At 67.6% G+C, this 11276-nt stretch carries 12 protein-coding genes; 7 read left to right on the top strand and 5 right to left on the bottom strand.

The annotated features are described in order from the left end of the window. Positions 1 to 377 precede the first annotated feature (377 nt). From ABZZ22_RS11365 to ABZZ22_RS11355, 3 genes are all read right to left on the bottom strand, one after another. A complete protein-coding gene (locus tag ABZZ22_RS11365; RefSeq protein ID WP_354930832.1) occupies positions 378 to 749 on the bottom strand; it encodes a nuclear transport factor 2 family protein in 372 nt (123 codons plus the stop codon). A 304-nt stretch (positions 750 to 1053) separates the two neighbouring features. Then, entirely contained in the window at positions 1054 to 2145 is a 1092-nt protein-coding gene (locus tag ABZZ22_RS11360) for an acyl-CoA dehydrogenase family protein (protein ID WP_354930829.1), read from the bottom strand. A gap of 72 nt (positions 2146 to 2217) precedes the next feature. Beyond that, entirely contained in the window at positions 2218 to 3420 is a 1203-nt protein-coding gene (locus ABZZ22_RS11355) for an acyl-CoA dehydrogenase family protein (RefSeq protein ID WP_354930826.1), read from the bottom strand. Positions 3421 to 3477: 57 nt separating this feature from the next. Between ABZZ22_RS11355 and ABZZ22_RS11350 the strand changes: the two genes are divergently transcribed. The 7 genes from ABZZ22_RS11350 (at position 3478) to ABZZ22_RS11320 (ending at position 10013) form a co-directional block, all read left to right on the top strand. Beyond that, positions 3478 to 4674: a Rieske 2Fe-2S domain-containing protein gene (locus ABZZ22_RS11350; RefSeq protein WP_354930823.1), complete on the top strand. Its 1197-nt coding sequence runs from the start codon at positions 3478 to 3480 to the stop codon at positions 4672 to 4674. Beyond that, positions 4674 to 4979, top strand: coding sequence for a hypothetical protein (locus ABZZ22_RS11345; protein WP_354930820.1), 306 nt, complete (start codon positions 4674 to 4676; stop codon positions 4977 to 4979). Before ABZZ22_RS11350 ends, ABZZ22_RS11345 begins: the two co-directional genes overlap by 1 nt. Next, complete coding sequence (locus tag ABZZ22_RS11340; RefSeq protein ID WP_354930817.1) at positions 4969 to 6045, top strand: ferredoxin--NADP reductase; 1077 nt, start codon at positions 4969 to 4971, stop codon at positions 6043 to 6045. Before ABZZ22_RS11345 ends, ABZZ22_RS11340 begins: the two co-directional genes overlap by 11 nt. Before the next feature lie 149 nt (positions 6046 to 6194). Next, positions 6195 to 6776 carry a hypothetical protein gene (locus tag ABZZ22_RS11335; protein WP_354930814.1) on the top strand — a complete coding sequence of 194 codons (582 nt, stop codon included), beginning with the start codon at positions 6195 to 6197 and terminating at the stop codon, positions 6774 to 6776. A gap of 51 nt (positions 6777 to 6827) precedes the next feature. Then, positions 6828 to 7577, top strand: coding sequence for a methyltransferase domain-containing protein (locus ABZZ22_RS11330; protein WP_354930811.1), 750 nt, complete (start codon positions 6828 to 6830; stop codon positions 7575 to 7577). Between the two features lie 79 nt (positions 7578 to 7656). Continuing rightward, positions 7657 to 8385 carry a class I SAM-dependent methyltransferase gene (locus ABZZ22_RS11325; protein ID WP_354930808.1) on the top strand — a complete coding sequence of 243 codons (729 nt, stop codon included), beginning with the start codon at positions 7657 to 7659 and terminating at the stop codon, positions 8383 to 8385. A 305-nt stretch (positions 8386 to 8690) separates the two neighbouring features. Then, positions 8691 to 10013: an HNH endonuclease signature motif containing protein gene (locus tag ABZZ22_RS11320; protein WP_354930805.1), complete on the top strand. Its 1323-nt coding sequence runs from the start codon at positions 8691 to 8693 to the stop codon at positions 10011 to 10013. A gap of 274 nt (positions 10014 to 10287) precedes the next feature. Here the strand turns inward: ABZZ22_RS11320 and ABZZ22_RS11315 are convergent, their stop codons facing one another. Together ABZZ22_RS11315 and ABZZ22_RS11310 are read right to left on the bottom strand one after the other, a co-directional pair. After that, positions 10288 to 10824: a GNAT family N-acetyltransferase gene (locus ABZZ22_RS11315; RefSeq protein ID WP_354930802.1), complete on the bottom strand. Its 537-nt coding sequence runs from the start codon at positions 10822 to 10824 to the stop codon at positions 10288 to 10290. Positions 10825 to 10840: 16 nt separating this feature from the next. Then, complete coding sequence (locus ABZZ22_RS11310) at positions 10841 to 11272, bottom strand: nuclear transport factor 2 family protein (protein ID WP_354930799.1); 432 nt, start codon at positions 11270 to 11272, stop codon at positions 10841 to 10843. Positions 11273 to 11276: the final 4 nt, after the last annotated feature.

Genomic DNA, 11276 nt, shown 5'->3' with positions numbered 1-11276 from the left:
TGGAATACCCCACGCCCGTTGTCTCCGGGGCTGAGAGGCACGCCTCTGTCGAGGTGGTCGGCCTTCACGTTCACGCCTACCCCCACCATAACATATTATGGACCCGGAAGCACGCAGGAAACTGGAACGAAAACGACCGAAAACCCGATCAGGGACAGGTATCCCAAACCCAACCTGAACCGCTGCTGGAAGCCCGCAAGACACCCAAATGGCACCCAGCCCAGACACCCTGCTTCTAAATCTCCCAAGCCGGACAAAGTATTGGCCCCACCCGTGCTGGAACCAGACACGCGACCAAACGGACACACATCCAGCCGACCCATACGGAGGCGGCCAGCGTGCCACCTCCGCAAAGATGGCACGGCTGTGACTCACGGCTATGACTGAGGCCTGGCCCCCGCCGGCGGAGTGAGGTCGACGTCGGCCCACACCTCGGTCATGTCGACGATGAGCCCGTCGCGCAACGTGATGAACGTCGCCACCTCGAAATGCTGGAGCTCGCCATCGGATGTCCCTGTGACGTGACCTCGGCCTGCCGCCCGCTCGTTGTCGGCGATGCAGTCGAGGAGCCGGAGGTTCTGGAAGCCGGGATACTCCGCGTTCGTTCGTACCCAGGAGTCCCGGTCGAACGTCTCGCCTGTGTGGACGTAGAGACACGAGAACTCGGGATGGAGCAGCGCGGGAAGCTCGTCCCACCGATGGGCATCGATGACCTTTGCGAGCCGTTCCATCATCTCTTGTGCTGACATCCGCACAGGATGACAGACGCCTCCGGCCTGGGGGAGCGAACCAACTGATCGCGCTCGCCGCGGCACCATGCCGTCGAGAGCGGGGCGCAATGATGCGACCGGCGCCAACGAAGGCGCCGGCGCCGGCGCGAACAGCGCACGGCATCCGCGCTGGCGCGGACTCAATCAGAATGCGGCGATCGCCGAATCTGATATGCCAACGCACTATCGCACACGAGACTTGTTCGCCGCGATACCGCACAAACAACCGCCAAGAACAGAGGCCCCGGCGAGCGCCGGGGCCTCTCGGAAGGTCAGCAGCCGATCAGGACACGGCCAGAGCGCGCCCGATCCGCAGCGCCTGCTCCGTAGCTCCGCCGTAGACGAACTCGAATCGCTTGGCGGCGGTGAAGTAGCGATGCGCCACCCCGTCGAGGTCGATGCCGACGCCGCCGTGGATGTGGACGGTCGTGTGGGCGAGGCGATGAGCGGCGTCGGCGGCCCAGAGCTTGGCCACGGCGACCTGGTCGGCGGCGGGCAGCCCGGACGAGGTCCGCCAGACGGCCTGCCAGAGGGTGAGTCGCTGGGCGAGTACGTCGATGAACCCGTCGGCCAGTCGCTGGGAGACCGCCTGGAAGGTGCCGATGGCGCGGCCGAACTGCTCTCGCGTCTTGGCGTAGGAGGAGGTGAGCTCCAGCGCACCTTCGGTGATGCCCAACAGCTCGGCGGCTGCGGCGACGGTGAGCAGATCGCCGAGACGGGCGGCGGCAGAAGCGTCGCCGATCCGACGAGCAGGCGTGGAAGCGAACGAGACCAACGCGGTGACGTCGCCGTCGCTGGTGTGCTGCGCCTGGCGGTCGACTCCCGCCGCGGACGAGTCGACGAGGAAGACGCCGGTCGTGCCGTCCGGCACCGACGCGGTCACCAGGAATGCGTCGGCGATCATCCCGCCCCTGACCAGCGTCTTCACGCCAGTGATCGTGTCGACGGTGGCGACGACGGTGGGAGAGTCGGGGAGATGGGCGTGCTCCTCGGAGACGGCGGCCGCGAGCACTCGAGAACCGTCGGCGACGTCGGTCAGCGCCTCCTCAGCGGTCTCGGCCGGTCCCGCTTCGGCGAGCAGCAGCCCGCAGGGCCCGTGCGTCGCCAGCGGTATCGGCGCGACGCGCCGCCCGGACTCGACGAGCACCCGGCACAGCTCGACGATGCCGAGCCCGGCCCCGTCGTACGCCTCGGGCAGATGGAGCCCGAGCAGCCCGGCCTCGCCGAGGGAGGACCAGAGCGCGGAGTCGAAGCGGCCGAGGTCGCCGGCAGCCGCCTCGACCGTACGCAGCCGGTCGACCGAGGTGGCGTCGCCGATGATCTTCGCCGCGAGCTCGGCGGCCTCGTCGGATTCGGTGGAGAAGGAGAAGTCCATGGTGGTCTCACAATCGACTGTGTTGGTCTCGACACGCTCGCTGCGCTCGCGGCTCGACCGACGGGTGGATGGTCAGCGCTTGGCGGCGGGGAGGCCGAGGCCCACGTAGCCGATGATGTCTCGTTGGATCTCGTTGGTGCCGCCACCGAAGGTCATGACCAGCGAGGAGCGATGGAACCGCTCGAGGCGGCCGGCGAGGACGGCGCCGGGGGAGTCGGCCGTGAGTCCCGCGTGCGGACCGACGATCTCCATGAGTGTCCGGTAGACCTCGGTCGCCAGCTCCGACCCGTAGACCTTGGTGGCCGATGCCTCCGCCGGGGAGAGTGCCACCCCATGGTCGGCGTCCGAGGCGAGCTTCCAGTTGATCAGCGAGAGTGCCTCGATGCGCGCATGCGCCCGTCCGAAGGCCAGCTGGACCCATTCGGCGTCGATCACCCGGCCACCGCCTGGGATGGTGGTCGTCTGGGCCCACTCCTTCACCAACCCGAGCGAGTGGACCAGCGGCGCGGCCGAGGTGAGTGCGACCCGCTCGTGGTTGAGCTGGTTGGTCATCAGCGCCCAGCCCCCGCCGCGCGAGGAGACGAGGTTCGACGCAGGCACGCGCACATCGGAGTAGTAGGTCGCGGAGGTGCCGACCCCGGCCACGGTCTGGACCGGCGTGTAGGAGAACCCCGGCGAGGACGTCGGCACCAGGATCATCGACAGCCCCTTGTGGCGCGACGCGTCCGGCTCTGTCCGGCAGGCGAGCCAGATCCAGTCCGCATACTGGATCAGCGAGGTCCACATCTTCTGGCCGTTGATCACCCACTCGCCAGCGCCCTCGTCGAGCACTGCGCGAGTCTGCAAGGAAGCGAGATCGGTGCCCGAGCCCGGCTCGGAGTAGCCGATCGAGAAGTGCAGCTCCCCGGCGAGGATCTTCGGCAGGAAGTACGCCTTCTGCTCCTCGGTCCCGAACCGCATGATCGTCGGACCGACCGTGTTGAGCGTGAGATAGGGGATCGGCACCCCGGCCACGGCGGCGGCGTCGGTGAAGATGAGCTGCTCGATCATCGAGCGGTCCTGGCCGCCGTACTCTTTCGGCCAGCCGATCCCCAGCCAGCCGTCCGCGCCGATCTGGCGGATGGTCGAGAGATAGACCTCCTGATCGGCCTCGCCGCCGAACTCGCCGGACGCTCGGGCCAGCGCTGCCCGGCGCTCCGGCGTGACCAACTGGGCGAAATAGGAGTTGAGCTCTGAGCGAAGTTGCTCCTGGGCGGGTGTCAAGGCCACATGCATGTGATAAAACTAGAACACGTTCCACCTTTTTGATAGACCCCAGCGGAAGGTACGACGATGGCCGACCCCACCACCCAGACCCGCACGCTCGATCACGGCTCACAGCCGGAGCGCTTCGCGCGCGGTTGGCACTGTCTGGGCCTGGCCAGCGAGTTCAGGGACGGAAAGCCACATGCTGTCGAGGCGTTCGGCGGCAAGCTGGTCGTCTGGGCAGACTCCAAGGGCGAGCTGGGCGTGCTCGACGGCTACTGCCGTCACATGGGCGGCGACCTGACCCAGGGCACCGTGAAGGGCGACGAGGTCGGCTGCCCGTTCCACGACTGGCGCTGGGGCGCCGACGGCCGCTGCAAGCAGATCCCGTACGCCCGCCGCGTCCCGCTGCGCGCCCGCACCAAGGCGTACGAGACCGTGATCCGCAACGACGCGCTGCTGATCTGGCACGACCCCGAGGGCTCCAAGGCCGACCACGACATCCTGCCGCCGGAGCTGTCCGACATCGGCGATCGCGAGATCTACACCGACTGGATCTGGAACACCGTGCCGATCAAGGGCAGTCACTGCCGCGAGCTGATCGACAACGTGGTCGACATGGCGCACTTCTACTACGTGCACTTCGCGTTCCCGACCGACTTCCGCAACGTCTTCGAGGACCACACCGCGACGCAGTACATGGCGTCGAAGGGGCGACCGGACGTGGCCGGCGGCTACGGTGATGCCGACATGTTCCTGAAGTCCGAGGCGACCTACTACGGACCGGCGTACATGATCAACTGGCTCGAGGTCGACTACAAGGGCTTCGTGACCGAGGTGATCCTGATCAACTCCCACATCCCGACCGGCCCGGACTCCTTCCTCCTGCAGTACGGCATCACCGTCAAGAAACCCGAGGGTCTCGACGACAAGACCGCCGACTTCATCGGCAGGAAGTACGCCGACATGTTCGGCGACGGCTTCTTGCAGGACGTAGCCATCTGGGAGAACAAGGCGCCGGTGCAGAACCCGCTCCTCTGCGAGGAGGACGGCCCGGTCTACCAGCTGCGCCGCTGGTACGAGCAGTTCTACGTCGATGTCGCCGACATCGAGCCCGAGATGCGCGCTCGCTTCGAGTTCGAGGTCGACACCACCAAGGCCAACGAGTTCTGGCACGAGGAGGTCGCCGAGAACCTCCGCCGGATCGAGGCCGAGAAGGCCGAGAACGCGGAGAAGGCGGAGAAGGCTGAGAACCCTGAGTCGAGCGACGCAGGGGTCAGTTGATGGCTTCGTTCGTCCCGACCTCGCAGGACACCATCGAGGACCAGCGGCTCTACACCCAGGCCCGCCTGGTCGAGATGGAGTGCCTCGACTGCCTCGCCCGCGTCGGGGTGAAGAAGAACAGCGAGCACCAGACCTCCGTCCAGTGGACGGCCGAGGCGCAGGCCCAGTGTCCGGACCTCGTACGTCGCAAGGCCGCCGCCGGCGGCGAACGGCTCGTCCACGCCCGCTGTCCTCGTCTGGCCGCGTCCATCGAAGCAGCCGTCGCCGACGGCCGGATCCAGATCGGGGCCGAGGATGGCTACTGACTCCTTTCTACTTCCCGTTCGCGACGTCGTCGAGGAGACCGCGGACGCCCGCTCGATCGTCTTCGAGCTCCCCGAGGACGTGAGGCACGCGTTCCAGCCCAGGCCGGGACAGTTCCTCACCGTCGCAGTGCCGAGCGACCGCGACGGTCTCGCGGCCCGCTGCTACTCGCTCTCCAGCGCCCCGGGCGACCCGCTCACGGTGACTGTCAAGCGCACTGCGGACGGCTACGCGTCCAACTGGATCTGCGACAACCTCCGCCCCGGCGACACCCTGCGCGTGCTCCCGCCGAGCGGGATCTTCACCCCGGCCGACATCGACGCCGACTTCCTCCTCTTCGCCGGCGGATCGGGTGTCACCCCGATCATCTCGATCGCCCGATCCGCCCTGAGGGAGGGAACAGGGCGGATCGTGGTCTTCTACGCCAACCGTGACGAGCGCTCGGTGATCTTCGCCGAGGAGTGGGCGCGGCTGGCCGCCGAGCATCCGGACCGGCTCCAGGTCGTCCACTGGCTCGAGTCCGTCCAGGGGCTGCCGACCGCTGAGCAGATCAAGGCGTTCGCGTCCGACCGGCTGACGTACGACGCCTTCGTCTGTGGCCCTGCGCCGTTCATGAAGGCGACGGTCGCCGCGCTCAAGGAGCTGGAGTTCCCGCGCGCGCGGCGCCATCAGGAGAAGTTCGCCTCACTGGGTGGCAACCCGTTCGGCGAGGCAGTCCCCGTCAAGGATGCGGAGGCCGAGGTCCCGTCGACAAGCTCAGGACATCGCGTCGACGATGGCCCCAAGCAGCAGCCCGCCAGGCTCGAGATCGAGCTCGACGGTGCCACCACGACGTACGAAGACTGGGACCCGGGCACCCCGATGCTCGATTTCCTCGAGGCGAAGGGCGTCAAGGCGCCCTATTCCTGTCGCGAGGGCGAGTGCTCGGCGTGCGCGTTCCGGCTGCTCGAGGGTGAGGTGAAGATGCTTCGCAACGATGTGCTGGAGCAGGAGGATCTCGACGATGGCATCCGGCTTGGCTGCCAGTCGCTGCCGACCACCGACACCGTCCGCGGCACCTACTCCTGAGGGACTCGCGCCAGACACAGATCATCAACCGGTTGCCAGATCGAGGTGTCTGGCGCGATAGTGTCGCGCTGCCCGAACCACATCCCAACGGGTCCTCCGTAGCGAACCTAACGGCTGCTCGGTGGGGCTCAAGCGAGGTTTCCCCCAACGTGTTCAATCGCAACTTCTACGCCGCGCAGGACGACCGTCGTTTCGTCGTCGGCTATGCCCTCGATCTCGGCTTCCGGGTCTTCGACGCCTACTCGGCGCCTGGCCAGCCGTTGAGCGAGATCACCACGACGGCGTCGGCCTCGCTGCTCTCCCCGCGGCCCTCGTTCAAGCTCTACGCCCCCAACACCGGCCCCGAGCCGGTGATCACCCGGGTGGAGCTGGACGAGTCCGAGTTCGGTCCCTCGGCCTATGAGTACCAGTGCAACGGCTGGGGCCTGATCGGCCTCAACTTCGGCGGTGTCGTCGGTCTCGGTGGCCTCGGCTGGAGCACGCTGACCACGATGGCGGAGGCCCGCGCGGCCCGCTGGCACGCCGTGGAGCCGATCGGTGCTGCTCCCGCGGAGTGGAACTGGCCGGCCGTCGACGACGCTGCGGTCAAGATGTTCGAAGCGATCGTCTCGATGGCAGGCTCCGCCGTCGGCGACACCCCGATCCTGGCCGCCGCCGGTCAGCTCATCAAGGACAAGGGTCTCCTCTACGAGTCCGGTGGCGCCCTCCACGCCCGCCCCGGCCTCGGCTGATCGGCGTCGGCTGACCAGCGCGTACGTGCGCGGTCTGTGACAATCGCGGTCATGACCTCGTTCGGAACAGTCGAATCCATCTGGACAGACCGACTCGGCAGTCTGCGCAACGTCGTGCGGCAGCGAGTGATCGCAGCCCAGCTGAGCGAGCATCTGGGCGCGGTCTCGACGGCTCTGGACGTCGGGTGTGGCCAGGGCACCCAGGCCGTACTCCTCGCAGCCGGCGGGCTCCAGGTCACCGGGGTCGACCCGTCGAGTGACCTGCTGCAGCGACTCGACGAGGCGGCAGATGCGGCAGGGGTCGAGGTCCGTACGCTCGCGGGCACCCTGGACGATCTGGACGCGCTCCTCCCGGATGAGCAGTTCGACCTGGTCTGCGCTCACGGGCTGCTGATGTACCTCCCGGGCCCCGAAGCCGCGCTGCCTGCCCTCGCCAAGCAGATACGCCCTGGTGGGCTGCTCTCCTTCACCATGCGAAACGGCGATGCCCTCGCCCTCCGGCCGGGTCTTCGTGGCCAGTGGGCGAAGGCGCTAGCCGCGTTCGACGACATGACCTACGTCAACGAGCTCGGCGCCGACGCCGAGGCGCACCGTCTCGAGGACGTGCTCGGCTGGTGCGAGAGGGCTGGCCTGAGCGTCGAGGCCTGGTACGGCGTGCGCGTCTTCACCGACGGGCGCGAAGCTGCGGAAGCCCCTGACCCAGACACCCTTCAGGAATGCCTGGCGGCCGAGGTGGAAGCGGGCCGGCGCGACCCGTACCGTCGAGTGGGATCGCAGATTCACATCATCGCCCGAGCCTGATCAGCGCCCGCGCCCGAGTGTCTCGGGGGCGCGGATAACCATATGCGCGTCGGAATCGACTGCGGCTAGTTTGGAGCCGATGCGAGAACCAGATGCCGCGTTCGCGGACCCTCGTCAAGCAGTGCTCTACGACGTTTTCGACGATGACCGCTCCGACCTGGATGCCTACGTCTCGATCGCAGCTGAGCTCGGTGCTCGTCACGTCGTCGACATCGGGTGTGGGACGGGATCGCTCGCCGTTCGGCTGGCCGGTGAAGGGCTCTCCGTCGTCGGCGTCGACCCGGCCAAGGCATCTTTAGACGTCGCCCACACCAAGCCGTACGCCGACCGAGTCACTTGGATCAACGGTGACGCCGCCGCCCTCGCCGGCCTCTCCGTCGGCGCCGACATGGCGGTCATGACCGGCAACGTCGCACAGGTCTTCGTCTCCGATGAAGATTGGTCCGACACCCTGACTGCGGTTCACGCCGCGCTCCGTCCTGGCGGCTGGTTCGTATTCGAGACCCGCCGACCCGAGGTCCGGGCCTGGGAGGGCTGGGACATCGCGCCGACCACGGTCCAACTACCCGACGGCCGCATAGCCGTCGTCACCCGCACGGTCACGGTCGTCGACCTCCCGCTGGTCACGTTCGAGGGTTCGACCACCATCGGCGACGAGATCCTGGCGTCGTCATCGACCCTCCGTTTCCGCGACCGTCCGGAGATCGAGCACGACCTCCTCTCCCACGGCTTCACCGTGAGCGACGTACGGGGCGCACCAGACCGGCCGGGCATGGAACATGTCTTCGTGGCGCGTGCGCTCGGGTGACGGGCGGATTGTGCCGGATCGGGTCGTTCCAGTGCCGTCGGCCGTGCCAGCGGTCCAAGTGATCCCGAGCTGGATCGAGGCTCGTGCTCTCGGTCTCTCGGCGTGAAGGTAGAGCTCGACCTCGGCCGGACATCGTTTCCAATACGCAGTGTGCGAGCCGTCGCATCGGAGGATGCTCTCACGGCTTGAAGCTCACCTGCGAGGAAGTTTCAGAGGTGCGGTTGTCCGGTCGACTCCCGTTCCTGATCTGCCCGAAACGCGCTAAGCGACCTTCCTCTTTTCGCAGGTCAGAGGTAGAATTAGGCATGGAATCACGGCTCGGGACAACCCCCACTCATGACCTCCTCGCCAGCCTTGCGCAGACCCGCGTGGACGAGGTCAGGGCAGCCAACGACCGGCTCGTATTGGTTGCGTCCTATCTGCTGGAGCGGCCGCCGCGCAGCTCTGATGATGTCGCCTACGACCGTGATGCGGGACTATTCGAGGATCGTGCGCTCAGCCTCGCGGGAGAAGGTGCAGCCGAGGTCTCGGAGTTCGCGGTCATGGAGCTCGGGCCGGTGCTGGGGATGCCGTTGGGATCCGTACGCCGGTTGGCCGGCGATGTGATGGAGTTGGCGCAGCGCCTCCCGAGGGTGTGGGCGCGGATCCTGGACTACTCGGTCGAGGGATGGCGCGCGCGACAGGTCGCCGAGCTCACCAAGAAGCTCTCGCCGGAGGCGGCCGGCTGGGTCGATGCCCAGGTCGCGCCGATCCTGCACAAGCGGGGCCGGGTCACCATCTCGCGCCTGGTCGAGAAGGCCTTCGCGATGTTCGATCCCGAGGGTGCCGCGCTCGCGGCGGAGGAGAAGGCCGAGCAGTTCCGCGTCGATGTCGATCTCAACGCACCGACACTGTTCGATGAGGACCCCGGCCGACTCGGCGACGGACCGGCGACCGGTCACGCTCACGTCGACGCGACCATGGATCTCGTCGATGCCGCCGATCTCGAGAACGCGGTCGCCGCGATCGCCCGTGAGCTCAGCAGTGACGACCGCTTCGCCGGTTGGTCCGTCGGCCGCCGCCGGGCAAAAGCACTCGGGGAGCTTGCTCGCCGTTACGCCGCCGACGCCGGCGTGACCGACACCGCTCGCGTGCTCCATCTCTACTGCCATGTCGACCAGGGCGACCTACGTGGGACAGGCCTGGTCAGTGTCGACAACTTCGGCGCGATCGTGCCGATCGAGCGTGTTGACGAGTGGGCGCTGACTCCCGGCACCGTCGTACGTCCCGTCAAGGTCATCGACCTGAATGCCGAGATCACCCGCGACGGCTATGCCCCGTCGGCAACCCAGCACGAACAGGCCGCGCTCATCGCCGGCGGCACCTGCGTCTACCCAGGTTGCACCCGATCGGCTTGGCTGGCCGACACCGAGCACCTCGAGGCGTACGACGACGGAGGCCAGACCGCCTCGTCGAACCTCGCCAAGACCTGCCGCAGCCACCACCGCCTCAAGACCTTCGGCGGCTGGACATACACCCAGCCGACCCCGGGCACGTTCGTCTGGCGCTCGCCGCTCGGCTTCGAGTACGTCCGCTTCCCCGATGGAACCTATGAGCCGCTGACCGATCAGGTCGCTCGAGCCTGCTGAGTCGACCGGCCCGCATACGGTTGGCGCTGTGCCGCTCATCGCTCTGGATCTCGACGGGACCTTGGTCGACCAAGCTGCGACTGCCTGAGTTTGGGGGAACACGGCTGGTCTGCGAACAGCATGGATCGACTGCGATGGGACCGAGCCGAGGGGCTACCAGCCCGACCTGATCGTGGACTCAGTAGCGGGAGCGGCGCGGGCCATCTTGATGAGCCAACCCAGCACGACGCGGCCCTGAGCAGACCAGGCGGCCGGCTGGCTCCGGGCAGATCACTCAGCGCAGAACCATGACGACGACCTCGAGCCCGTCGCTGTCGGGTGCGCCGGCGAGCCAGTCCGGGCGGGTGCGGAGCACCTCGGTCCAACCTGTGGACTCGTAGAGCTTCAAGGCAGCAGGGAAGGCTGGGACGACCTCGAGACACGGGTGGCCGCCGGAGCCGCGGACACTGTCGACTGCCGTTCGGAGCAGCGTGCGGCCGAGTCCCGTACGTCGGGCGGCGGAGCCGACGAAGAAGGCGCTGAGCCAGACGAGGTCCTCGACGTCACAGCCGTGCGCTGCCGCGCAGGCTCGGTCGAGCTCGTCACCACCGTTCACGCCAGTGTGCCTCGCGGTCGTGGCGATGTGCCCGACCGGTGTGCCACCCGCGGTCGCGGTCCAGGCGCCGATGGCGTCGCCGAAGTGGAGGAAGTCGTTGACCGGGAACGGCAGCGGGTTGCGCACGGGATATCGAGTCAGCGGTTGTTGCTCGATCAGCGCCTCGGCCAGCGCCGGCAGGTCGTCTTCGAGCCGTGGGCGAACGACATGTGTCACGGGCACATGGTGCCGGTCAGAACCCGCGGGTCCAAGTGACTTCCTCGTGGAGCTTGCGGGAGCGCCAGCCTTGCGGCGTACGGACGAAGGTGTGGCGGTAGAGGCCGCCGACCTCGACGACGCGTTCTCCGTCGGAGCCGTCGGAGATGACCATGGGGTTGTCGAAGTAGGCGACGATCTCCGCCTCGTCGCCGGAGTCGGAGAAGGCGTACGAGATCTGGCCGACGGTGTGCAGGCGCCTGCTGGAGAAGGCGGGGAGCATCTCGGCCAGCCACGCTTTGACCTCGGGGAACGCCCCGACGGTGCCGCCGGACTCGGAGTAGTCGATCGCGGCGTCGGAGGTGAAGACGGTGTCGAGGGCGTCCCAGTCGCCGGTGTCGACGGCGAGGGTGTAGCGGGTCAGGGCGTCGGCGATCTCGGCGCGGTCGATCAGCCTCTGGATGTCCACGGGT

The organism is Nocardioides sp. NPDC006273 (assembly GCF_040613495.1).
In the GTDB taxonomy this organism is placed as follows: Bacteria; Actinomycetota; Actinomycetes; order Propionibacteriales; family Nocardioidaceae; genus Nocardioides.
Note: the sequence above shows the minus strand (reverse complement) of the source record. Positions and strands in the feature narration are given on the sequence as shown.

What these genes read in the sequence shown, in the direction of transcription:
- ABZZ22_RS11360 (WP_354930829.1), bottom strand. Translation starts at nt 2,145, where the DNA reads ATGGACTTCTCCTTCTCCACCGAATCCGACGAGGCCGCCGAGCTCGCG.
- ABZZ22_RS11320 (WP_354930805.1), top strand. Translation starts at nt 8,691, where the DNA reads ATGGAATCACGGCTCGGGACAACCCCCACTCATGACCTCCTCGCCAGC.
- ABZZ22_RS11350 (WP_354930823.1), top strand. Translation starts at nt 3,478, where the DNA reads ATGGCCGACCCCACCACCCAGACCCGCACGCTCGATCACGGCTCACAG.
- ABZZ22_RS11325 (WP_354930808.1), top strand. Translation starts at nt 7,657, where the DNA reads ATGCGAGAACCAGATGCCGCGTTCGCGGACCCTCGTCAAGCAGTGCTC.
- ABZZ22_RS11340 (WP_354930817.1), top strand. Translation starts at nt 4,969, where the DNA reads ATGGCTACTGACTCCTTTCTACTTCCCGTTCGCGACGTCGTCGAGGAG.
- ABZZ22_RS11365 (WP_354930832.1), bottom strand. Translation starts at nt 749, where the DNA reads ATGTCAGCACAAGAGATGATGGAACGGCTCGCAAAGGTCATCGATGCC.
- ABZZ22_RS11355 (WP_354930826.1), bottom strand. Translation starts at nt 3,420, where the DNA reads ATGCATGTGGCCTTGACACCCGCCCAGGAGCAACTTCGCTCAGAGCTC.
- ABZZ22_RS11330 (WP_354930811.1), top strand. Translation starts at nt 6,828, where the DNA reads ATGACCTCGTTCGGAACAGTCGAATCCATCTGGACAGACCGACTCGGC.
- ABZZ22_RS11345 (WP_354930820.1), top strand. Translation starts at nt 4,674, where the DNA reads ATGGCTTCGTTCGTCCCGACCTCGCAGGACACCATCGAGGACCAGCGG.